Source organism: Desulfosalsimonas sp. (genome assembly GCF_046483245.1).
In the GTDB taxonomy this organism is placed as follows: domain Bacteria; phylum Desulfobacterota; class Desulfobacteria; order Desulfobacterales; family Desulfosalsimonadaceae; genus Desulfosalsimonas.
Map to the genome: position 1 here is coordinate 1 of NZ_JAWODO010000029.1, position 22,710 is coordinate 22,710.

26 protein-coding genes and 1 tRNA gene are annotated in these 22,710 nt (G+C 54.8%); 20 read left to right on the top strand and 7 right to left on the bottom strand.

Features of this window, described 5'->3' with window-relative positions:
• The coding region (locus R6U41_RS02855) for a 4-hydroxyphenylacetate 3-hydroxylase C-terminal domain-containing protein (protein WP_410268323.1) at positions 1-625 on the top strand (625 nt) is incomplete at its 5' end.
• Positions 626-689: 64 nt separating this feature from the next.
• Here the strand turns inward: R6U41_RS02855 and R6U41_RS02860 are convergent.
• A complete protein-coding gene (locus R6U41_RS02860; protein WP_410268324.1) occupies positions 690-2,261 on the bottom strand; it encodes a DUF4301 family protein in 1,572 nt (523 codons plus the stop codon).
• A gap of 294 nt (positions 2,262-2,555) precedes the next feature.
• On the opposite strand from R6U41_RS02860, the gene R6U41_RS02865 reads away from it, so the two are divergent.
• Positions 2,556-3,170, top strand: coding sequence for an O-methyltransferase (locus R6U41_RS02865; RefSeq protein WP_410268325.1), 615 nt, complete (start codon positions 2,556-2,558; stop codon positions 3,168-3,170).
• Between the two features lie 37 nt (positions 3,171-3,207).
• On the opposite strand, the gene R6U41_RS02870 is transcribed toward R6U41_RS02865, so the two are convergent.
• Complete coding sequence (locus R6U41_RS02870) at positions 3,208-3,519, bottom strand: isoamylase early set domain-containing protein (protein WP_410268326.1); 312 nt, start codon at positions 3,517-3,519, stop codon at positions 3,208-3,210.
• A 283-nt stretch (positions 3,520-3,802) separates the two neighbouring features.
• Here R6U41_RS02870 and R6U41_RS02875 point away from each other — a divergent pair, with 283 nt between their 5' ends.
• A complete protein-coding gene (locus R6U41_RS02875) occupies positions 3,803-4,249 on the top strand; it encodes a hydroxyacylglutathione hydrolase C-terminal domain-containing protein (protein ID WP_410268327.1) in 447 nt (148 codons plus the stop codon).
• Positions 4,250-4,316: 67 nt separating this feature from the next.
• Here the strand turns inward: R6U41_RS02875 and R6U41_RS02880 are convergent.
• Both R6U41_RS02880 and gltX read right to left on the bottom strand, forming a co-directional pair.
• Positions 4,317-4,390, bottom strand: a tRNA-Gln gene (locus R6U41_RS02880).
• A gap of 68 nt (positions 4,391-4,458) precedes the next feature.
• A complete protein-coding gene (gltX, locus tag R6U41_RS02885; protein WP_410268328.1) occupies positions 4,459-5,874 on the bottom strand; it encodes a glutamate--tRNA ligase in 1,416 nt (471 codons plus the stop codon).
• A 336-nt stretch (positions 5,875-6,210) separates the two neighbouring features.
• Here gltX and rpmF point away from each other — a divergent pair, with 336 nt between their 5' ends.
• The 14 genes from rpmF (at position 6,211) to R6U41_RS02955 (ending at position 16,021) form a co-directional block, all read left to right on the top strand.
• The gene (rpmF, locus tag R6U41_RS02890; protein WP_410268329.1) at positions 6,211-6,390 is read left to right on the top strand and encodes a 50S ribosomal protein L32; all 180 of its coding nucleotides are present in this window, start codon (positions 6,211-6,213) and stop codon (positions 6,388-6,390) included.
• Positions 6,391-6,404: 14 nt separating this feature from the next.
• A complete protein-coding gene (locus tag R6U41_RS02895; RefSeq protein ID WP_181549960.1) occupies positions 6,405-6,641 on the top strand; it encodes an acyl carrier protein in 237 nt (78 codons plus the stop codon).
• Between the two features lie 74 nt (positions 6,642-6,715).
• Positions 6,716-7,153: a ribose 5-phosphate isomerase B gene (gene rpiB / locus R6U41_RS02900; protein WP_410268330.1), complete on the top strand. Its 438-nt coding sequence runs from the start codon at positions 6,716-6,718 to the stop codon at positions 7,151-7,153.
• 48 nt (positions 7,154-7,201) lie between these two features.
• Complete coding sequence (glyA, locus tag R6U41_RS02905; RefSeq protein ID WP_410268355.1) at positions 7,202-8,452, top strand: serine hydroxymethyltransferase; 1,251 nt, start codon at positions 7,202-7,204, stop codon at positions 8,450-8,452.
• Between the two features lie 80 nt (positions 8,453-8,532).
• A complete protein-coding gene (locus R6U41_RS02910; RefSeq protein WP_410268331.1) occupies positions 8,533-8,997 on the top strand; it encodes a deoxycytidylate deaminase in 465 nt (154 codons plus the stop codon).
• Complete coding sequence (gene nrdR, locus R6U41_RS02915) at positions 8,997-9,452, top strand: transcriptional regulator NrdR (protein WP_410268332.1); 456 nt, start codon at positions 8,997-8,999, stop codon at positions 9,450-9,452. Before R6U41_RS02910 ends, nrdR begins: the two co-directional genes overlap by 1 nt.
• Positions 9,453-9,585: 133 nt before the next feature.
• Positions 9,586-10,683: a bifunctional diaminohydroxyphosphoribosylaminopyrimidine deaminase/5-amino-6-(5-phosphoribosylamino)uracil reductase RibD gene (ribD, locus tag R6U41_RS02920; RefSeq protein ID WP_410268333.1), complete on the top strand. Its 1,098-nt coding sequence runs from the start codon at positions 9,586-9,588 to the stop codon at positions 10,681-10,683.
• Positions 10,684-10,816: 133 nt separating this feature from the next.
• Positions 10,817-11,470 (top strand): riboflavin synthase, encoded by a 654-nt coding sequence (locus R6U41_RS02925; RefSeq protein WP_410268334.1) that lies wholly within the window; start codon positions 10,817-10,819, stop codon positions 11,468-11,470.
• A 123-nt stretch (positions 11,471-11,593) separates the two neighbouring features.
• A complete protein-coding gene (locus tag R6U41_RS02930) occupies positions 11,594-12,841 on the top strand; it encodes a bifunctional 3,4-dihydroxy-2-butanone-4-phosphate synthase/GTP cyclohydrolase II (RefSeq protein ID WP_410268335.1) in 1,248 nt (415 codons plus the stop codon).
• Positions 12,834-13,304, top strand: a complete 471-nt coding sequence (gene ribE / locus R6U41_RS02935; protein WP_410268336.1) for a 6,7-dimethyl-8-ribityllumazine synthase — start codon at positions 12,834-12,836, stop codon at positions 13,302-13,304. Before R6U41_RS02930 ends, ribE begins: the two co-directional genes overlap by 8 nt.
• 10 nt (positions 13,305-13,314) lie before the next feature.
• Positions 13,315-13,767, top strand: coding sequence for a transcription antitermination factor NusB (gene nusB / locus R6U41_RS02940; RefSeq protein WP_410268337.1), 453 nt, complete (start codon positions 13,315-13,317; stop codon positions 13,765-13,767).
• Positions 13,743-15,119, top strand: a complete 1,377-nt coding sequence (locus tag R6U41_RS02945; RefSeq protein ID WP_410268338.1) for a TrpB-like pyridoxal phosphate-dependent enzyme — start codon at positions 13,743-13,745, stop codon at positions 15,117-15,119. Before nusB ends, R6U41_RS02945 begins: the two co-directional genes overlap by 25 nt.
• A 3-nt stretch (positions 15,120-15,122) precedes the next feature.
• A complete protein-coding gene (locus R6U41_RS02950) occupies positions 15,123-15,404 on the top strand; it encodes a hypothetical protein (RefSeq protein ID WP_410268339.1) in 282 nt (93 codons plus the stop codon).
• Positions 15,401-16,021 carry an MBL fold metallo-hydrolase gene (locus tag R6U41_RS02955; RefSeq protein WP_410268340.1) on the top strand — a complete coding sequence of 207 codons (621 nt, stop codon included), beginning with the start codon at positions 15,401-15,403 and terminating at the stop codon, positions 16,019-16,021. Before R6U41_RS02950 ends, R6U41_RS02955 begins: the two co-directional genes overlap by 4 nt.
• Positions 16,022-16,057: 36 nt before the next feature.
• On the opposite strand, the gene R6U41_RS02960 is transcribed toward R6U41_RS02955, so the two are convergent.
• A complete protein-coding gene (locus R6U41_RS02960; protein WP_410268341.1) occupies positions 16,058-16,447 on the bottom strand; it encodes a hypothetical protein in 390 nt (129 codons plus the stop codon).
• A gap of 140 nt (positions 16,448-16,587) precedes the next feature.
• Here R6U41_RS02960 and ispG point away from each other — a divergent pair, with 140 nt between their 5' ends.
• The 3 genes from ispG to R6U41_RS02975 all read left to right on the top strand — a co-directional run bounded on the left by ispG (position 16,588) and on the right by R6U41_RS02975 (position 21,591).
• Positions 16,588-17,667, top strand: coding sequence for a flavodoxin-dependent (E)-4-hydroxy-3-methylbut-2-enyl-diphosphate synthase (ispG, locus tag R6U41_RS02965; protein ID WP_410268342.1), 1,080 nt, complete (start codon positions 16,588-16,590; stop codon positions 17,665-17,667).
• Between the two features lie 222 nt (positions 17,668-17,889).
• Positions 17,890-19,410, top strand: a complete 1,521-nt coding sequence (gene proS, locus R6U41_RS02970) for a proline--tRNA ligase (protein ID WP_410268343.1) — start codon at positions 17,890-17,892, stop codon at positions 19,408-19,410.
• 33 nt (positions 19,411-19,443) lie between these two features.
• Positions 19,444-21,591, top strand: coding sequence for a RelA/SpoT family protein (locus R6U41_RS02975; protein WP_410268344.1), 2,148 nt, complete (start codon positions 19,444-19,446; stop codon positions 21,589-21,591).
• A 24-nt stretch (positions 21,592-21,615) separates the two neighbouring features.
• On the opposite strand, the gene rpmB is transcribed toward R6U41_RS02975, so the two are convergent.
• Positions 21,616-21,807 (bottom strand): 50S ribosomal protein L28, encoded by a 192-nt coding sequence (gene rpmB / locus R6U41_RS02980; RefSeq protein WP_181549944.1) that lies wholly within the window; start codon positions 21,805-21,807, stop codon positions 21,616-21,618.
• A gap of 117 nt (positions 21,808-21,924) precedes the next feature.
• On the bottom strand, positions 21,925-22,701 hold the full coding sequence (locus R6U41_RS02985; RefSeq protein WP_410268345.1) for an outer membrane protein assembly factor BamD: 777 nt from the start codon (positions 22,699-22,701) through the stop codon (positions 21,925-21,927).
• Positions 22,702-22,710: the final 9 nt, after the last annotated feature.

Below are 22,710 nucleotides of genomic sequence, written 5' to 3' on the forward strand. Positions count from 1 at the left end.
TGCCCTGTTTCACCGCCACAGCTACTCGGGCTGCAAGCCCGCCCTGGGCGATGTTTTGCTGGGCCTGGCTGCAACCGCGGCCGAATACAACGGCATTGAGAAAACTTCCCATGTGCGGGAAATGTTTGCCGAGATCATCAAGGTCACCGAGCTGGGCTATGCAGCCGGCTACACCGCCTCTGATTTTGGCAAACCCGAGGTCTATATCCCGGGCATGGGCCGGACCCCCTACGGGCCGGGAAGCTGCATTCCCGATTCCATCTATGCCAATGTGGGCCGCTGTCTGACCGGGGAAGCCGTGTTTCACGAACAGGAAATGCTGTGCAACATCGCAGGGGGGTTTCCGTCCACGTTTCCGTATGAAAGCGATATCACCAATCCGGAATTAAAGCCGATTCTGGAAAAATACCTCAAGCGCAACCCCAATATCCCCGTGGATGACCAGATCAAGTTCTGGCTGTATTTCATTGAAAACACCTGCACGGGCGCAGCCGGCACCACCAACTACGGCAACTACCACGGCGGCGGTTCACCCATCATGGAGCAGATCGCCATTACCTCCCAGTATGATATCAAGGCCCGCAAGCGCCTTGTCCAGGAACTGGCGGGAATCAAGGTAAAATAAGGCCTTGCATTGCAGGCAGGTCCAAGGCCGGGGTTTTGATTTCCGATATATCTTTTTTTCCATCTTATCCCTGATGCTCCCTGCGCAGCAGATCATTGACGGTTTTTACGGGATTGAACGTGATCAGCGGCACTTCCACAAACACCGTATTCCACCCGGCCATGGCCCCGTTCCACAGGCCCGGGTGCTCCAGGGCCTTTAGCTCCCTGCCGTCTTTGGATTTAACGGAAATAAACACCGCCTGATCATCCACATACCGGTGCAGATCAAATGGCCGGTTATTGGCATCCCTAAGGCTGGCCACGATATCCACGGGATTGAAATGGGTCAGGGCCTTTGCGATTTCCTGCTGCCGGGGGGAATCCGGATCAATCTGGGCGCTTTCCACGATCTGAATGGAAGCCCCGCCCTCTTTGTCTTTCACCCAGAACGGGCCGCCGCCGGGCTCGCCCGTGCTGGGCACCATGCCGCACACACGCAGGGGACGGTGCAGCCGATCTGTTAAAAACGCCTTTTTGCGATCCGATGAAGCATTTCTAAAATAATCCGGCAACCGAACCCCGAGCTGGTCTTCCACGAATTCGGCGGCCTCGTCAAGATCCGAGTTTCGGGCGCTGTCTCCTGCCAGCTGCTCCTGAAACCGCCGAATCTGCTTTTCCAGCTTCACCAGATATCCGGCCAGGGCTTTTTTCCAGCGGTAGGTTTCGTTTTTCAGCCGGTCGGGCACGACATTGTCAATGTTTTTGATAAAAACCAAGTCCGCATCCAGGACATTGAGATTGTCGATTAAGGCCCCGTGGCCGCCCGGCCTGAACACCAGCCCCCCGTCTGAATCCCGGAAGGGGCGGTTTTCCATGTCCACGGCAATGGTGTCAGTGGCCGGCGACTGCCGGGAAAAACCCACATCATAGGCGGCAGTGTATGCCTGTTCATAGTCGCGGCGCCTGGCCCGCAGCAGGGCTTCAAATCCCGCCCGGTGCTCCGGGGACACGGTGAAATGAAGCCGGCATTTGCTGTCCTGATCCTTTGCATACGCGGCCGCCTCCACCAGATGCTCCTCAAATGCGGTGCGGGCGCCGTCGGGGTATTTATGAAACAGAATCAAGCCTTTGGGGGTTGAGGCATAATCCAGACCCTTGTCCGTTAGCAGGTACTCAAAAATTTGGGTAAAATCACCCTGCTTGCACAGTTCTGCCGCATCCAGGCCGTCTTTGCCCATCTTTTGGGCCAGGTCTGCATAAAAGGCAAACTGCTGAACCTGATCCATGAAGCTGCAGGCCTCGGCATAAGCGCCCCCCTCTTTTTGGCCTTTTGCGCATATCTCTGCATATTCCACGGACGAATGGCTGTGGGCAATTTGGAGCAGGGCCTTAAACATTCGCGTGGCCGCGCCGGAAGCCGGCACGAATTTCACTGCCTGCCGGCGGGAAACAGCCTTTTCAAAAGCCCGGATATATTCGTCAAGATCCTCGTCTCCCAGCCGCTTGATGCCGTCGCCCACCGTGCAAGGCCGCTCCAGCTCGGCATAAGGTGCGCCTTTTTCAAAAACGGCAACCTGTTCTTCCACGACTTGCTCAGAGAGTCCATGCTCCCGGATCTGCTCCAGGTCCCTGCTGCTCCATTGCGTGCGCTTCATCAGCCACCCCCTGTGGTGTTTTTGTCAATACCCATACCTGGTTGAAAATATACATCAAACCCCCTGAAGCGTCAAACCGAAGCAACAATCAACGCCTGTTTTGGCCGGTATTGCCGGGCTGCAAAACCCAAAAAGCAAGAAGCGATTCAGTCGGTGAAATTTTCAAGATTGCCAATTGTCAGGGCATTATCAAGACCCCGGCGCTAAAGCGGCTTGCAAATGCGGCAAACAGAAATTATGATTGGTTACTGAAAAAGCATCCGGACAACACATTTGAAAACAGGAGAACGCGCCTTGGCAGACACGGTCAAACACCCGGAAACCTATTTTTCTCAACTCATCCCACAACGGGATGCGGTTTTGCAAAAACTCGAGGCAGAAGCCCAAAAGGAAAGCATACCCATTGTGGGTCCGGTGGTGGGGCAATTGCTGTTTGTCCTTGCCCGTGCCACCGGCGCTGTCAATATCCTGGAGCTGGGCACGGCCACTGGGTATTCGGCCATCTATCTGGGCCGGGCATGCCAGCCGGCCAACGGCCGGGTCCTGAGCCTGGAAAACAATGCAGATATGGCCCAAAGAGCCCGGACCCACCTGGATCAGGCGGGGCTTTCCGAAGTGGTGACCGTCATGGAGGCAGACGGTCTTCAGGTACTGCCGGAACTTGACGGCCCGTTTGATTTTGTATTCATGGATATTGAAAAAAAGGACTACCACGCAGCACTTGTCAAACTGACACCCCTGGTGCGTCCCGGCGGCCTGCTGATTGCCGACAATACCGCGTTTGTGGATGCAAAAAAATTCAACCAGGCCATTTATGCCGATTCCGACTGGCAAAGCGTTCAAATCCTTTCTTTCCTGCCCATGCACTCAGCACTCCACGACGGGCTGTGCTTTGCGGTGCGAAAATAAGGATTAGCCCGGCTTGCCGCCTGCTCAAAAATGCGGCTTACGGCTTCCGCAAGCGTACCGCCGCAGGGGCGGAAGCCACCTCGATAACCGAATTGCGGCCGCCGAAACAATTCTCGCAGCTCTTGTGGTTGGCCGGATCCAGACACCATCTGCCGTCGATCATATATTTGTATTCATAGCGGCCCGGCGGCAGCATAACGTTTTTTTCCCAGAACCCCCCGGGCATTTTCTTCAGCGGATGCTTGTCTGTATCCCAGTTGTTGAAATCTCCGGCAAGGCTCAGACTTAAAGCATCCGGTGCAGCCACACGAAAAGAAATCCTTCTTTTCCCCTTGTTGGAATTACCCATGAAATATCCCCTATGTATTGATAAACCGACGATCAAGGCTCAGCAGTCCTGCAGCAGGATTGCGAAATCCGGCTGACAGGCATGGAAAATCTTTTCTGCTTTTCTGATTATATATAATTACTACATACACAAAGCGCAACCTCCAGGCAGGACTTTCCGGTTACCGGCACCAGACCGGCGCTGAGGGTTCATCCCGATTGTTGATCAATTTTTTTTGTGCTGATATAGGCAGTTGTAAAACCAATGGCATTCATAAAGCATCAGATCGATCAGGAGGGAATCGATGCATATTGAACAATTCCGATACGGGGCCGACAACCTGGGCTATCTGGTTTACTCTGTTTGCTTTTACTTTGACCGCATCCTGATTGCCGGCGATACCCTGTTTAACGGAAAAGTGGGCAGATGTTTTACCGGAAACCACCAGCGGTTTCTGACATCCATCAAGACCCTTCTGCAGCTGCCGGGCGATACTGTCGTGTATGCAGGCCATGACTATGTGGAAGAATACGTGGCATTTGCCAGAAGCCTTGAGCCGGACAACAAGTACCTGGATGCGTATCTGGCCAAATACGATCCTGACCATGTCTGTGCCACCTTAGACGAGGAGCGCCGGGTTGATCCGTTTTTGCGCTTCAATGACGAAAAAATCACCGGCATTTTAAAGGCCCGGGGCCTGCCGGCGGAAACCGAGGAGCAACGGTGGGAATCGCTGATGTCCCTGATGTAAAAAAGACTTTTTCCAGGGGTTTTTGAAACAGCAAAAGCCCCATTTTTCGGGGCTTTCCAAAGGTAATTGGCTGAGGGTCCAGGATTCGAACCTGGGTTAACGGGGCCAGAACCCGTCGTCTTGCCACTAGACCAACCCTCATCAGCAAAATTGTATCTACGTAAAATAACAAAAAACCAAATTGTGTCAAGCCAAATTTTTTACCCGGTTCACGCCTGTTTTTCAGCCTGATCACGGATAAACGCCGCGGCTTTTTCCAGCCGTGCAATGGTTTCATCCCGGCCCAGGATCTCGATCATTTCAAATATGCCCGGGCTCACGGTTTTGCCGGACAGGGCCAGGCGCACCGGCTGGGCGATTTTACCGAATTTCAGGTCATGGGCCTCCATGACCTTTACAAACACGGGCTCCAGATGCTTTTCATCAAAGGGTTCCGTGTTTTTCAGCTCCGTGATCAGATCCCGGATCGGCGCGGCCACTTCGGGTTTAAAAAACTTTTTGACCCCTTTTTCCTCGTAGTTTTCCGGGGCCGAATAATAAAACACCGCAGCCTCAGCCATTTCCACAAAAGTCTTGGACCGGGGCTGCAGGGTCTTGATCACCGCGTGTAAAAACGCGTTGTCTTCGGCTGCAATCCCGTGCCCGCCCAAAAACGGAATCAGGTGAGGGACCAGTTTTTCAGGCGGCGTGCTGCGGATATGCTCGGCATTTAACGCCAGGAGTTTTTCCGGGTTAAAAACCCCGGCAGACCGGCCGATGTGTTCGATGTCAAATTTTTCAATAAGCTCTTCACGGGTGAAAAACTCCTGGTCCCCGTGGGACCAGCCCAAGCGCACAAGGTAGTTGAGCAGGGCGTCGGGATAATAGCCCATATCCCGGTAGGCGGTCACGCTCATGGCCCCGTGCCGCTTGCTCAGCCGCGCCTTGTCCGGGCCCAGCACCATCGGTACATGGCCGAAATCCGGCACCTCCGCACCCAGGGCTCGGTAGAGCAAAATCTGCTTGGGGGTGTTGCTGATGTGGTCATCGCCCCGGATAATGGTGTTGACCCCCATGGTGATGTCATCGACCACCACGGCCAGGTTGTATATGGGCATGCCGTCGCTGCGGCGGATAATGAAATCGTCGAGCTCGGCATTGGGAAAAACAATATTGCCCCGGATCTTGTCCTCCACCACGGTGTTTCCCATCAGAGGAGATTTAAAACGCACCACCGCCCCTGGTGTGGGCGGCAGGTTTTTTTCCCGGCAGGTGCCGTCATATTTGGGCTTGCCCCCGCTTTGGGCGGCCTGCTGACGCATGGCCTCGATCTTTTCTTTGGAGCAGGTGCAGTAATATGCGCTGCCCGTGTCTATCAGGTGCTGAATATATTTTTCATATACATCCAGGCGCCGGGACTGATAAAAGGGGCCTTCATCCCAGTCAATGCCCAGCCACTCAAGGGCATCGACAATGGCGTCCACATATTGCTGCGTGGATCTTTCCGTGTCCGTGTCCTCGAACCGGAGAATGAACCGGCCGCCGGCTTTCCGGGCGTAAAGCCAGTTAAAAAGCGCCGTGCGCGCTCCGCCGATATGCAAAAACCCCGTGGGGCTTGGCGGGAAACGGGTGATGATGGTTTCCATATACAAATCTGTCCTGTCGTTTACGGGTTATCCGGTTGTGACCGTTCAAATCATCATAAAACCGAAACTGAGCGTTTCAAATTTTTAAAGCTAAAACGGACTTAACTCCTCTAAAATAATAGACAAATAAAAATTTTAAAAATTTGAAACGCTCAGTTTCGGCAAAAGAAAACTATTTAATTTAGCCGACAATATGATAAAAATCAAGAATGCTTTTTTTCAGCCCTGCAAAATCCCTTGACATGAAACAGATTTTACCCTATTGATTTTAAATGATCATTTACCAGCAGTTAATATATTTAACAAATTATTTCAAATAGTTGGGAGATTATTCAAATGGCAGTACCCAAGCACAAGGTATCCAAGTCCAAGCGGGACAAGCGCAGAACCCACCAGAAAGCCCAGGCTCCGGCACTGAGCCGCTGCACCCAGTGCGGCGAGGCGGTCATGAGCCACCGGGCGTGTCCGGAATGCGGCAATTACAAGGGCCGTACCGTTATTGAGACCGAAGCGTAAGGGGATCAGCGATCATGACAATCGAAGACAAGGTCAAAAAGCTCATTTCCGAAAAACTCGAGGTGGACCCGGCTGACGTGGTACCCAAGGCATCATTAATTGATGATCTGGGGGCCGACTCCCTGGCCATCGTGGAAATGATCATGACCATGGAAGAACAGTTTGATATCGAGGTGCCCGACGAAGACGCCGAAAACTTGCGAACCGTGGAAGACGCCATCAACTACATCATTAAAAAAACCCAGTCGTAATCCCCCGGCAATATTGCCGGTTCGTCCCGTACGCACCCAAACACAACCAAACCAAAAGGAAAACGAGGCCCAGGATGCTTCCCCTTGCCATCGGTTCTGACCATGCAGGCTACGAACTCAAGGAAATCGTAAAAAACTATTTGATTTCACTTGACTTTAAAGTTGACGACTTCGGAACTGACTCTGAACAGTCCGTGGATTATCCCGATTTCGGAGCCCGTGTGGCCGGCAAGGTGGACAGCGGCGAATATGAGCGCGCGATTCTGATCTGCGGCACCGGCATCGGCATGTCCATGGTGGCCAACCGGTTTGGCCGGGTGCGCGCGGCATTGTGCAACGACCTCTTTTCCGCCATCATGAGCCGCCGTCACAACGACGCCAACATCCTGGTCATGGGCGGAAGGGTGATCGGCACTGAACTGGCCCGCGAGATTCTGCAAGCCTGGATTCAAACCCCTTTTGAGGGCGGGCGGCACAGCCAGCGGCTGGAAAAATTTTGTGGAGGAAACTGACCCTTGAGCGATATTACGGATAAAAATGCAACCGCCGACGATCTGTCCCTGAACCTGTCCATTGTCAAAAAGGCTGACCCGGAAATCGCAGAAGCCATTTCCCGGGAATATGACCGTCAGAAAACCACCCTGGAACTGATCGCTTCGGAAAACATTGTCAGCCCTGCGGTCATGAGCGCCCAGTCCAGCGTGCTGACAAACAAGTATGCCGAGGGATACCCGGACAAGCGGTATTACGGCGGATGCGAATACGTGGACATTGCTGAAACCAAGGCCATTGAGCGCGCAAAACAACTGTTCGGCGCCGAATACGCAAACGTGCAGCCCCATTCCGGCTCTCAGGCCAACATGGCCGTGTTTTTCGCCCTTCTGGAACTGGGCGACACCATCCTGGCCATGGACCTTTCCCACGGCGGCCACCTGACCCACGGCGCTGCGGCCAGTTTTTCAGGCCGGTTTTACAAGTTTGCCCATTACGGTGTCACCAAAGAAGAAGGCACCATTGATTACGACCAGGTGGCGGCCCTGGCTGAAAAGCACCGGCCCAAAATGATCATTGCCGGAGCCAGCGCGTATTCACGGACAATCGATTTCGAGGCTTTCTCCCGGATTGCCAAATCCGTTGGCGCTTGGTTCATGGTGGACATGGCCCACATTGCAGGGCTGGTGGCAACCGGACATCACCCCTCCCCCGTGCCCCATGCCGACGTGGTCACATCCACCACCCACAAGACCCTGCGTGGTCCCAGAGGCGGGCTGATTCTGGCCAAAACCGACCTGGACAAGGTGTTAAACAAGGAAATTTTTCCCGGGATCCAGGGCGGGCCCCTGATGCACGTGATCGCAGCCAAGGCCGTAGCCTTCAAGCTTGCCGCCAATGAACAGTTCAAAGCCTACCAGGCTGATGTGGTGGGCAACGCCCGTGCCCTTGCTTCCGTACTTCAGAAAAAAGGTGTGGATCTCATTTCCGGGGGCACTGACAACCACATGATGCTCGCAGACCTGCGCAACCTTTTGATTACAGGCAAAAAAGCAGAGGAAGTCCTGGGCATGGCCGGCATTACCGTAAACAAAAACACCGTGCCCTTTGACACGGAAAGCCCCTTTGTCACAAGCGGCATCCGCATCGGCACCCCGGCGGTGACCACCCGGGGCATGAAAGAGGCGGAAATGCAAAAAATCGGGGGATTTATCGTGGATGTGCTCAAGCACCCCGATGACACGGCCCGCATTGAAGGCATCCGGCAGCAAGTGCAGGAACTTTGCGCCGGGTTTCCGCTGTTTGCGCAAACCCCATAAAGGCGTGCATCGATTGTCCGCTGCCGAAATTCGTCAAAACCAGCGGCCCGGACGCCTTGCAATGAAAAGGCAAAACATTTATGACCCCAACCGGCCAGCGCCCTGCCTGGGATGATTATTTCATGGACATTGCCAATCTCGTGGCCCGGCGCTCCACCTGCCTTCGCCGGGCCGTGGGGGCGGTGCTGGTCAAGGAGCATCGCGTGCTGGCCACGGGATACAACGGCGCGCCCGCCAAAATCCGCCACTGCGCCGAGGTGGGCTGCCTGCGTGAGAGCATGAACATCGAATCCGGCCAGCGCCATGAATTGTGCCGCGGCATTCACGCGGAGCAAAATGCCATCATCCAGGCTGCATACCACGGGGTGGCCATCCGCGGAGCAAGCCTGTACTGCACCAATCTGCCCTGTGCCATCTGCACCAAAATGCTTATCAATGCCGGGCTCACCGAAATCTGTTACCAGGAAGGATATGCGGATGAGTTGTCCACCGCCCTGCTCGAAGAAGCCGGTATCCGGCTGCGGCAGGTTAAAGGAGGCAGCTGATGCGATGCCCGTTTTGCAGTGAAAACGACAACAAGGTCATTGATTCACGACTGAGCAAGGAAGGAAACGCCATCCGCCGGCGGCGGGAATGTCTTTTGTGCGGGCGACGGTTCACCACCTATGAGACCGTAGAGGAAATCCCGCTGATGATCATCAAAAAAGACAAGCGGCGGGAGATATTTAACCGGGACAAGGTCCGCTCTGGCCTGAAAAGGGCCTGCGAGAAGCGCGAAATCAGCATGAATGTCATTGAGGTCTTTATCGAGGAACTCGAGCGCGACCTGCGGGAGGCCGAGGAAAAGGAAATCCCTTCCCGGGTGATCGGAGAGAAAATCATGGCGCGCCTCCATGAACTCGACAAGGTGGCCTATGTGCGGTTTGCCTCGGTATACCGAGATTTTAAGGACGTCAACGACTTTGTCACCGAACTCAAAACCCTTCTGGACCAGAGATAACAACCATTTTGCAGCACACCAGAAAAACGGTTCCGCGGCCCTTTTGCGGAGCCGTTCTTTTTTTTCAGAAAATGCTTATGTTTAGTTTTATACAATAAGGCGGGTGCTGCGGATACAATAACAGGTTTTGCCCATGGAACATCCGGATGATCATTACATGAAAACGGCCCTTGAGCTGGCTGAAAAAGGCGCCGGCCGCACATCACCGAATCCCATGGTGGGGGCGGTGATTGTACAGGACGGACAAATCATCGGCCGCGGCTGGCACGAAAAAGCCGGCGGTCCGCATGCCGAGGTAAATGCCATTGCCGATGCCGGCAGCCGTACCCGGGGGGCCACCATGTATGTCACCCTGGAGCCCTGCAACCACCAGGGCCGCACCCCGCCGTGCACAAAGGCCATCCTGGAGGCGGGCATCAGCCGGGTGGTCTGCGCCATGACCGACCCCAACCCGGAAGTGGCCGGCGGAGGCGCCCGGTTTCTGGCTGATTGCGGAATAGACGTGGAAACCGGGATTTGTGAGCCGCAGGCCCGCCGGCTCAATGAATTTTTTATCCATTACGTTCAGACCCGGCGGCCCTTTGTGCTGCTCAAATGCGCAGCCACCCTGGATGGCAAAATCGCCACGCTCACCGGGGATGCCAAATGGGTCACAGGCCCGGCCGCCCGGGCCCGGGTACACCAAATGCGCCACTGCTGCGATGCCATCCTGGTGGGGATCAACACGGTGGCAGCCGATGATCCGAGCCTGACCACCCGTCTGGAAAACAGCACCGGCCGGGACCCGGTCCGGGTGATTCTGGACACACGGCTTTCCATGCCGGAAACCGCCAAAATGCTTTCTCAGAAATCCAATGCCCCCACCGTGGTTGCCGCATCAGAAAATGCCGAGCCCCAAAAGGCCGCCCGCCTGGAGCAGCAAGGCGCACAGATCCTGTATTTGCCGGAAAAACAGAACCGGGTGGATCTTGATGCCCTGATGGAAAAGCTCGGACAGTTAAACATCACCAGCCTGCTGGTGGAAGGCGGCAGCCGGGTTGCCGCCGCCTTTCTGCAAAACCGCCTGGTTGACAAAATCTGCTTTTTTTACGCCCCGAAGATTCTCGGGGGCGATGGCATGGGGATCTGTAGCGGGCCGGGGCCGCAGCTGATGTCCTCGGCGATTTCCGTAAGAGACATGGAAACAGAGCAAATCGGAGACGACATTCTGATTCAAGGATATATCAAATGATTCAGGTTTGTTATTTAAAAATCCACACATGCGGCAAAACATGTTTGCCATTTGGTTCAACTTGATATAAATAGAAAATTTTAAGGTTTTAGCGTGTTAGGCTTTAACACCTTTTTTAACAACAGGCAGAAAAATGTTTACCGGAATTATCGAGGGTCTGGGCACCCTTGCAAACAGCCAGCCTGCGGGAACCGGCCGGCGGCTGACCATTTCCGCTGATTTTGCCCTGGACGGCACCCGCATCGGCGACAGCATTGCCGTCAACGGCGCATGCCTGACAGCGGTGGAAATTTCCGGAACCCGGTTTTCCGCGGATGTTTCCGCCGAGACCCTTTCCCGCAGCACCCTGGCCGATGCCCGGCCCGGCCAGCAAATGAACCTGGAGCGGGCCCTTCGCCTGTCTGACCGGTTAGACGGCCACTTGGTATCCGGCCATCTCGACGGCAGTGCCCAGATCACGCATAAAAAAGACCTGGGCGGGTCCATCGTATTCGGCTTTGCCGTATCCGAACAAATCAGCCGGTACCTGATTGCCAAGGGATCAGTTGCTGTCGACGGCATCAGCCTGACGGTCAACACCTGCGCTGCAGGACGGTTTGAAATCGCGGTGATCCCTCATACGGCAAAAATCACCACCCTTGGGCTGAAAAATCCCGGCGACCGGGTCAATATTGAAACCGACCTGATCGGAAAATACGTGGAAAAATTCCTAAAGGGAGATGACCTCGGCGATTCCCGGCAGGAAAGAATTGATATGACATTTTTGGCAAAAACCGGATTTTTTTAAAAATCAGGATATTAGAATTCGATTTAACGGGTTTTGCACCAAACAACAAATGGACACGAAACCAACCTGCCGTGTGAACCCCGGGCGGTTTTCGCGTTTCCATGAAATTTACGGAGTATAACAATGGGACATTTATCGATTGAAGAAGCCATCAAGGAGATCCGGGACGGCAGAATGGTCATCCTGGTCGACGACGAGGACCGGGAAAACGAGGGAGATCTGACCATGGCCGCAGAGGCGGTCACGCCCGAGGCCATCAATTTCATGGCCAAATACGGCCGCGGCCTGATCTGTCTTTCTTTAAACCCGGAAAAGGTGGAAGACCTGGGCCTTCCAATGATGGTGCAGCAAAACACTTCCCAGTTTGAAACCGGCTTTACGGCCTCCATTGAAGCAAAAAAAGGGGTCACCACGGGCATTTCCGCGGCAGACCGCGCCACGACCATCCAAACGGCCATTGCCGATGACGCCGGACCGGATGACCTGGTCATGCCGGGGCATGTGTTTCCCCTGCGGGCCCGCCGGGGCGGGGTGATCGTGCGCACCGGCCAGACCGAGGGATCGGTGGACCTGGCCCGGCTGGCCGGCAAGAAACCCGCCGGGGTGATCTGTGAAATCATGGACGAAGACGGCACAATGGCCCGGATGCCGTCGCTGGAAAAATTCAGCGAGGAGCACGGCATCGGCATCTGCACCATTGCCGATTTGATCGAATACCGCATGCGCACCGAATCCTTTGTGCGAAACGTGGTGGAAACCGAGATTCCCACCAGTTTTGCCGGCACCTTCAGGGTCCGGGTGTATGAAAACGACGTGGATGATTTCCAGCATATCGCCCTGGTAAAGGGCGAAATTGACCCGGAAGCCCCCACCCTGGTACGGGTGCACTCCGAGTGCCTGACCGGTGATATTTTCGGCTCCATGCGATGCGACTGCGGCGAGCAGCTGCACAAGGCCATGGTCATGATGGAAAAGGAAGGCTGCGGCGTGCTGCTCTATGTTCGGCAGGAAGGACGGGGCATCGGACTGGTCAACAAGCTCAAGGCTTACGTCCTCCAGGATCAGGGCTATGATACCGTTGAGGCCAATGAAAAACTCGGATTCAAGGCCGACCTGCGCGATTACGGCATCGGCGCCCAGGTGCTGGCCGATCTCGGAATACGCAAAATGCGTTTGATCACCAACAACCCCAAGAAGATCGTGGGCCTGGAAGGCTACGGCTTAAGCGTGGTGGACCAGGTGCCCATTGAAACCGAGCCCAATGACTACAACCGTTGCTACCTGGAATGCAAGCAGCTCAAGATGGGCCATTATTTAAGCGTTTCAGCAAAGGACAAAACCAAAGACCAGGGGAAAAAGGCTCATGCCTAAATTCATCGAAGCCAATCTGCTGGCCGAAGGCCGGCGCTTTGCCATTGTGGTCAGTCGTTTCAATGATTTTATCTCTGACAAACTGCTTTCCGGCGCATTGGACGCGCTGGTGCGTAGCGGCGCCAATGATGCGGACATCGAGGTTATCAAAGTTCCCGGATCATTTGAAATCCCTCTTATAGCCAAAAAACTGGCCGCAGGCGGAAAATATGACGCCGTGATCTGCCTGGGTGCCGTGATCCGGGGTTCCACCCCCCATTTCGACTATGTCAGCGCCGAGGTATCCAAGGGAATCGCCGCAGTTGGCATGGATACCGGGGTGCCGATTATTTTCGGCGTCATCACCACCGATACCATTGAACAGGCCATTGAACGGGCCGGCACCAAGGCCGGCAACAAGGGATGGGACGCAGCTATTTCCGCCATTGAAATGGCCAATCTGGCCGATCTCATAAAGGCGTAACCATTTTCTTATGAAAATCCGCCGGAAATCAAGAGAAATGGCACTTCAGGCATTGTTCTGCATGGACACCCTGGAAGACGATTCCGAGGAGATGATCCAGGAACTGTGTACACTGCTGGAGCCTCAGGAAAAAGTGCGACCCTTCGGCCTGGAACTGGTGCGCGGGGTGGTGGCCAAAAAGGCGGAAATCGACGGCCGCCTGGCCGAGACTTCCAGCAACTGGAAACTAGCGCGGATGGATTACGTGGATCGCAACGTTATCCGCATCGCCGTGTATGAAATGCTTTTCTGCAATGACATTCCCGAGAAGGTGGCCATCAACGAGGCCATTGATATCGGCAAAAAATACGGAACAGAGAAATCCGGCGCGTTTATCAACGGAATTCTCGACAGCATCTGGCAACGATATGTCCACTGTAACTCAAAAAGGAGCCCTGAATGCGAAACAGACAAATCTTCCTGAAGCCGGAGGAAATTCCCCGGCAATGGTATAACATATTGGCGGATATCAAGATCAACCCGCCGCTTGGGCCGGACGGAAACCCCCTTTCCCCGGACCAGCTCGCTCCTGTTTTTCCCATGAACTTAATTGAGCAGGAAGTCAGCACCAAGCGGTGGATCGATATACCCGATGAGGTGATGGATGTGCTGTCCATCTGGCACCCCACTCCCCTGGTGCGGGCCTACAACCTGGAAAAGGCTTTAGACACCCCGGCCCGCATCTATTTCAAAAACGAATCCGTGAGCCCGCCGGGCAGCCACAAGCCCAATACCGCCGTACCCCAGGCCTATTACAACAAGGAGTTCGGGATCAAAAAAATGACCACCGAAACCGGCGCCGGCCAGTGGGGAAGCGCCCTGTCCTTTGCCTGCTGCCAGTACGGCCTGGAATGCAAGGTATTTATGGTGCGCATCAGCTTTGATCAAAAGCCCTACCGCAAGACCATGATGGCGGCATGGGGCGGCAACTGCGTGCCCAGCCCGAGCATGGACACCAAGGCCGGGCGCGAAGTCCTTGAATTGACCCCCGACACCCCGGGAACCCTGGGCATTGCCATCAGCGAAGCCATCGAGGCGGCTGTGGCCGATGAAAGTGGCCAGACCCGCTATTCCCTGGGCAGCGTGCTCAATCATGTCATGCTCCACCAGACCATTATCGGCCTGGAAGCCAAGCGGCAGCTGGAAAAAGTCAGCGAATATCCGGACGTGATTATCGGGTGCGCCGGCGGGGGCAGCAATTTCGCGGGCCTGGCCTTTCCCTTCGCCTATGACAAAATTCATGGCAAAAATGTGGATATCTACCCGGTGGAGCCGGCCGGATGTCCGACCCTGACCCAGGCGCCCTTTGTCTACGACCACGGAGACACGGCCAAGTACACCCCGCTTCTGCCCATGTACAGCCTGGGTCACACCTTTGTGCCGCCCCCGGTTCATTCCGGCGGCCTGCGCTACCACGGCATGGCCCCCACTGTGAGCCAGCTGGTGGACGAAGGAATTTTCGAGGCCCGGTCCGTGACCCAAAGCAAAAGCTATGCCGCCGGCGTGCTGGCCGCCCGCACCGAAGGAGTCATTCCCGCCCCGGAAAGCTGCCATGCCCTGGCCCTGGTGGCGGAAGAGGCCCAAAAAGCCAAAGAGGAAGGAAAAGAAAAGGTAATCCTGTTTAACTGGAGCGGACACGGCCTGCTTGACCTGGGCGCCTATGAGGCTTATTTTTCCGGTAACATCAAAGACATTGAGCTGTCCCAGAAGGATTTGCACGGATCTGAAAAAGTGTATGAGGATTATCCCAAACCCCAACATTTAAAAAGCGTGTAAGCCATGTTTGATCCGCAAAAAGACAACCTGGAGATCCGCTGCCCCAGGCTCGGCAGCATCATCCCGTTTCGCTACTGCCTGATCAGCGGGGCTGACAGCATGCCCTGTTTCAAGATACTGGACTGCTGGTGGGAAATTTTTGACGTGGATGCTTATCTAAAGGAGAATCTTCCGGCTGAAACCTACAACAGCCTGGTCACGGAGCCGCCGAAAACCAAGGTTGCCGCTATCGTGGAAATCGTTGAACAAGCCAAAAGAAAAAAGCAAACAGGAGGTGGCCGTTGATCTTAAAATCCCTTGCCGTAGGCCCCATAATGGCCAACTGCTACATTATAGGGTGCGAGAGCACCAAGTCCGCAGCCGTGATTGATCCCGGAGATGAAGCAGACCGAATCCTCAAGGAGCTGGCCAAGGACGGTCTGACCCTTAAATATATCATCAATACCCACGGCCATTTTGATCACGTGGGCGGCAATTATGACCTCAAAAAGGCCAGCGGTGCGGATATCGTGATTCACCCGGCAGACGAGGCCATGCTTGCCGATCTGGTCAGCACAGCCGCAGCCTTCGGCCTTTCCGCTCAGAACTCGCCGGCCCCGGACCGGACAGTGCAGGAAGGCGACACCATCTCCTTTGGCGAAATCACCCTCAGGGTGCTGGACACCCCGGGGCATTCCCCTGGCGGCATCTCCCTGCACACGGACAAGATGGTATTTGTGGGCGATACCCTTTTTGCCGGCTCCATCGGCCGAACCGACCTGCCCGGGGGCGACTTTCAAACCCTGATTTCCAGCATCAAAACCAAGCTGTTTCCCCTGGGCGATGACGTAAAGGTTTATACCGGACATGGCCCGGCCACGTCCATCGGCCAGGAAAAACGCGCCAATCCGTTTCTGCGATAGAAGCGCTGCATTGGAAGGGGCTAGCGGCGCCGAATTTTAAAAGGCGCCGAGCTGGCACGGCTTGATCTTGATCCCAAGGGTTTCACAGGCACCGCTGATATCCATTTTGCACAAACCCAGATCCGATGCAATGGCAAAGGCCCTTTGACAGGGCAGTTTGCCGTTTTCCAAATTTTCGCCAATGGCGCGGCGAAGTGTGTCTGAAACTTCAGGCCGGGCCTTGACGATCTTTTTATCCGGGCTGTAGCCAAACAGCCCCAGCTGGCATTTTACCAGACGAATCTTGATTTCATCGGCACACGCGCCAACGGCTGCCGGCGCTGTATTTAGCTGATTTGCAATCTCAAAGGCCACGGCACAGGGCAATTCGCCGTCTTTTGCACGCTCTGCCACCTGCTGCGGGAGCCGGGCATCATCTTTTTCCATAAACCCTCTCCATTTCTATTTTTCCACATTTGACTTGAACTAAAATATCCCCTTTGTTAATCAATATCAAATATGCAGGGGTTTTCAACCCCCGATGCCGGCAGCATCAAAAATAAACCGACACCAAACGGCCGCAATTCATGCCAACGACCATCAAGCGAAAAAAAACCCGGCAGATTCACGTGGGCAGTGTGCCGGTGGGGAGCAATGCCCCCATATCCGTGCAATCCATGACCAACACCCACACCGCGGATGTGGCGGCCACAGTGGCGCAGATCCGGGGTCTGGAGCAGGCCGGATGCGAAATCATCCGCGTGGCTGTGCCGGACATGGACGCGGCCCGGGCCATTTCCAAAATCTGCACGCAGATCACCATCCCCCTGATTGCCGATATCCACTTTGACTTCCGGCTGGCCGTGGCCGCAGCCGCAGCCGGGGCCGCAGCCCTTCGCATCAACCCCGGCAATATCGGGGCCAGGGACAAAATCCGGGCGGTGGTGGCCGCGGCAAAAGACAACGGGCTGTCCATCCGCGTGGGGGTCAATGCCGGATCCCTGGACAGGGACATTTATCAGGCCCATGGCGGGCCTACGCCTGCCGCGCTTGTCCAAAGCGCCATGCGCCAGGTGGCCGGGCTTGGGGGAATGGATTTTCACGAGGTAAAGGTTTCGTTGAAATCCTCAAACGTGCTGGAAACCATCGAGGCTTATGAACTTTTTTCCGAACAATCCGATGTGCCCCTGCACGTGGGGGTCACCGAGGCCGGCGGCCTCTATGCCGGAATCGTCAAATCCGCCATGGGCATCGGCGGCATCCTGGCCCGGGGCATCGGCGATACCCTGCGGGTTTCCCTGACCCGGGATCCAACAGAAGAGGTCCGCGTGGGCTATGAAATTTTAAAAGCCCTTGGCATTCGCCGCCGGGGCCCGGAAATCATCTCCTGTCCCACCTGCGGCAGATGCGAAATTGATCTGTTCTCCATTGCCGAAAATGTGGAAAAAGCCCTTTTGTCCAGCCGGGCGCCCATCAAGGTGGCAGTCATGGGATGTGCGGTAAACGGGCCCGGAGAGGCCCGGGAGGCTGATGTGGGCATTGCCGGCGGCCGGGGCACGGGCATCTTGTTTAAAAAAGGCAAAGTGGTCAAAAAATTCCCTGAAGACCGGCTGGTCCGGGAATTGCTGGCCGCAGTCCGGCAGCTGGAGGAAAACCACGAGCCATAGAACCTGCAGGTTTTGCCTTGTCCCTTTAATCTGAAACTTGATGGCGTCGTAAAAAGTCAATTTTGGGACGGCAAAGTAAAAAGTTCAAGATCAAGGCGCGCGAATCTCGAGGAATGAGGCGTACTTGTCCGTACGTCGAATGACGAGAGATGAAGCGCAACGCAGATATTGGACTTTTTACGAAGCCGTCAAACTTGAAACGCTTTTCCCAGAGGTTTGATAATGACGCAAAAAAACGACACCGCAATCCGTCCCACCCGGGCGGAAAATTATCCGGAATGGTACCAACAGGTCATCCGGGCCTCAGACATGGCTGAACTGTCCCCGGTGCGGGGCTGTATGGTGATCAAGCCGTGGGGGTACGCACTTTGGGAAAACATGGTGCGGGCCTTAGATGACATGTTTAAGGCCACAGGCGTGAGAAACGCCTATTTTCCCCTTTTTATTCCCATCTCCTTTCTGGAAAAGGAAGCCGAGCATGTGGAGGGGTTTGCCAAGGAATGCGCCGTGGTCACCCACCACAAGCTGGAAAAGGACGAAAACAACCGCCTGGTGCCCGCAGGCAAACTCAACGAACCCCTGATCGTGCGGCCAACTTCTGAGACCATTATCGGCGATGCTTTTGCCCGGTGGATCAAAAGCTACCGGGACCTGCCCATGCTGCTCAACCAGTGGGCCAACGTTGTCCGGTGGGAAATGCGCACCCGGATTTTTTTGCGCACCAGCGAATTTCTCTGGCAGGAAGGCCATACCGTGCATGCCACAAAACAAGAGGCCATTGACCGCACTTATATGATGCTTAACGTATATAAACGGATGGCGGAAGAATACCTGGCTATACCGGTCATCACCGGGGAAAAAACCGTTGCGGAAAAGTTTCCCGGCGCGGAGGTCACCACCTGCATTGAGGCCATGATGCAGGATAAAAAGGCGTTGCAGGCGGGAACATCCCATTTTCTCGGCCAGAACTTTGCCAGGGCCTCGGGCATCCGGTTTCAATCCGCCATGGAAACCGAAGAATACGGATGGACCACGTCCTGGGGCGTGTCCACCCGCATGATTGGCGGCCTGATCATGACCCACGGCGATGATAACGGAATTGTCCTGCCCCCGCGGGTGGCTTCGGCCCATGTGGTGCTTTTGCCGATTTTAAAGAAAAAGGAAACCAACGACAGCGTGATGGCATACACCCAGGCAATCGCCGAACGCCTGCGGCAGCAGAACTATCACGGCACGCTCCTGAGGGTGGAAGTCGATGACCGCAACATCGGGGGCACCCGCAACTGGGACTGGATCAAAAAAGGCATTCCCCTGCGGGTGGAAATCGGTCCCAAGGACATGGATGCGGACTCGGTGTTTGTCTCCAGGCGGGACCGGGACCGCAGGGACCGCTTTTCCATGCAAAAGGACGAATTTATCGGAAAAATCATGGAAATCCTTGATGAAATTCAGTCCGGATTGTATGAAAAGGCGCTTTGTTTTCTGCAGGAAAACACGCGCGACATTGACGATCCCGATGAATTTAATGCGTTTTTCACCCCGCAAAACCCGGAGGAGCCGGAAATTCACGGCGGGTTTGCGTGGTCGCACTGGTGCGGCCGCGCCGAATGTGAAAAAGCCGTCAAGGAGCGGCTCAATGTCACCATCCGCTGCATTCCCTTTGACCGGAAAGCGGAATCCGGGGCCTGTATTCAGTGCGGGGAAGAAAGTCAGGGGAGGGTGGTATTTGCAAAGGCCTATTAAAATATCCGGAAGGGTTTTGTCTCAGAAAAAATTATGATCCGTATTACCGATATACTCGATAAGCTCTACGATTATTACCCGGACGCGGATGTGGACATTATCGATCGTGCCTACATCTACTCGGCCCGGGTCCATGCCGGACAAATGCGCCTTTCCGGAGAGCCCTACCTGTCTCATCCCCTTGAAGTGGCAAGCCTGCTGGCCGACATGAAGCTGGATCCGGTGAGCATATCCGCGGGCCTGCTCCATGACGTGGTGGAAGACACCCATGCCACAATTGATGAAATCTATCACACATTCGGCAATGAAGTGGCCCATATCGTGGCCGGGGTCACCAAGATCAGCGCCCTTCCCTTCAGCACCGACCAGCAGCGGCACGCGGAAAACATCCGGAAAATGATTCTGGCCATGGCCGATGATATCCGGGTGATTTTAATCAAGCTCGCAGACCGGCTCCACAACATCCGGACCCTGCATTATCACAAAAAGCCGAAAAAGCAGCGGTCCATCGCCCAGGAAACCTTAGACATCTACGGCCCCATTGCCGGCCGCCTGGGCATTTACTGGCTGAAAAACGAGCTCGAGGAAACCGCATTTTATTACGCCAACCCCGCGGAATACGAGCGCATTGACGGACTGCTGAAAAAAAACCAGGAGGAACGCGCAAAATACGTGGCCACGGTCAAGACCCTCATCAAGGAAAAAATGTCTGAAGCCGGCATTTCGTGCCGGGTGCAGGGCCGGCACAAGCAGTATTACAGCATATACCAGAAAATGGTCTCCCAGGAACTGGACTTTGAAGAGGTTTATGACATTATTGCCTTTCGCATCGTCGTGGAAAACGTCTCCCAGTGTTATGCGGCCCTGGGGCAGATCCATGCCAGGTGGAAGCCGATCCCGACGAAATTCAAGGATTATATCGCCGTTCCCAAGCCCAACATGTATCAATCGCTGCACACCACTGTGATCGGCCCGTACGGGGAACGCATGGAAATCCAGATCCGTTCCGAGCAAATGGACCATGTGGCCAATTTCGGCATTGCCGCGCACTGGAGCTACAAGGAGGGCAAAACCCAGGAGGATATCAACACGAAAAATACCTTTGCCTGGATTCACAACTTGGTGGAAAACCAGAAGAATTTCGGAAATCCGGAGGAATTTCTGGAGAACGTGCGAATCGATTTGTTTCCCGACGAGGTATTTGTGTTTACGCCCAACGGGGATGTGCGCTCGCTTCCAAAGGGGGCCACGCCCGTGGATTTTGCCTACATGATCCACACGGAAGTGGGCAACGAGTGCACCGGCGCCAAGGTCAACGGCCGGCTCGTACCCCTCCAGTACGAACTCAAAACCGGCGATATTGTTGAGATTCTGACCACCAAGGGCCACCAGCCCAGCAAGGACTGGCTCAATTTCGTCAAAACCGTCAAGGCCAAGTCCCGTATCCGGCACTGGATCCGCAAGCAGGAAAAGGAGCGCAGCCTGTCTCTGGGCCGGGAACTGTGCGAGAAAGCCTTTCGGAAATACAAACTCAATTTTTCAAACCTGGTCAACTCCAGGGAGATGGAAAAGGCGGCAGAGGCCTTTAATTTCAAGTCCGCAGAGGACCTGATCGCCAATGTGGGCATCGGAAAAATCACGCCCCTGCAGATCATCCGAAAGCTCGACCCGCAGTTCGGGGACAAGAAGGAATCCACCCTCATTGACAAGATCATGGGGCCCAAGGATCGCAAGCAGAAAGAAAAAACCGAAGGGGTATCGGTCCACGGCCTGGATGATATCCTGATCCGTTTCGGCAAATGCTGCCAGCCCGTGCCCGGAGATCCGATTACCGGGTATATCACCCACGGAGCCGGGGTGACCATTCACCGCAGCGGATGTGTCAATGCGTTGAAACTCAACCCGGACCGGCAAATCGACGTGGAATGGAATACAAACGACAACGGCGAGTTTCCGGTGTCCTTAAAGATCACCGCCTCCGACCGCATGGGGCTGCTGGCGGAAATCTCGATTGAAATCAGCAAGGCGGCCGCCAATATTTATGACGTCCGCCTTGAAAACAGGGGCAACAAGTCAATTTACGGAAAATTTACCATCATGGTAAAAGACCGTGGACACCTGGAAAATGTGGTTTCCCGGCTGAAAAAAATCCCGGCCGTACAGGAGGTCAAACGTCTGTAAAAACAGGGTATCCGGAAAATGGGATTACGGGGCTTTGACCACCAGACCGGATTTAATGCACTGGGTGCACACAGTGATTTTTTTCACGCTGCCGTTCTGCACGGCGCGCACTCGCTGCAGGTTGGGATTAAACCGCCGTTTGGTGACATTATGGGCATGGCTGACGTTACATCCCACCATGGCTTTTTTGCCGCATATACTACACATCGTAGACATATCAGAAATCTCCTTCACACGATCAGGATACAGGTTCACATAAAAATCTAATTATATGCCGCAAAAATTTGGATTTGTAAAGCATTTTTTCAGCTTTCGGATCAAGCGGAAAATCGGTCAATTAACCCCTTCCCATCCGACTTCAATGGGCGGCAGCTGTACCCAGCCATCCCCGGTGGGCGTCTGTCCGCTCCCTTCGCCCGGCAGATGCCGGCTGCAGCGGTCCATGTACCTTCTGGCTTTGTCGGTATATGCTGTCACTTGCGGGTACTGGGTGACCACGATTTCGAACCGGTTCATGGCCGCCTGGTATTGTTCGGACTTGAAATAAAACTCGCCCACGTAGAATTCATGGCCTGCCAGATTCCTGCGGCATTTTTCAATCTTTTCCTCGGCGTCGCGCGCCCACTGGCTGTCTGGAAACCTGGACTGAAGCCGCAGAAACACCTCAAGGGCATTGCGGGTGGGCACCTGGGTCCGGTCAATGCTTCGCAAGCGCTCATAATGGCACATCCCCATCTGGTAGGTGGCATACGGAATCTGCGAATCGTTGGGATGCAGCTGTTCGTACTGCTGGTAAGCCTGCAAGGCCTGATCGTATTGCTCAAGATGGAAATGGGCGTCGGCGATGCGCAGCTTGGCCTCCTTGGCATGCGGGCTGTACGGATACCAATCCCGCAGCCGTTCATAGGATTTCAAAGCCTTGTCATATTTTTCAGCCTCAAATAACGCCGCCCCTTCCTCGGCCAGCTCGGCCGCAGACTTCTCCTCCTTGGTTCCAAACCACCCCGCACACCCTGACGCACACAGGGCCAGCACTAAAGCCAATACGAGAATCCGGATTCCCGAGCGCTGCACAGCGCCCGGGACCGATTCAATCTTGTTTTGCCGCATGTTGTATTA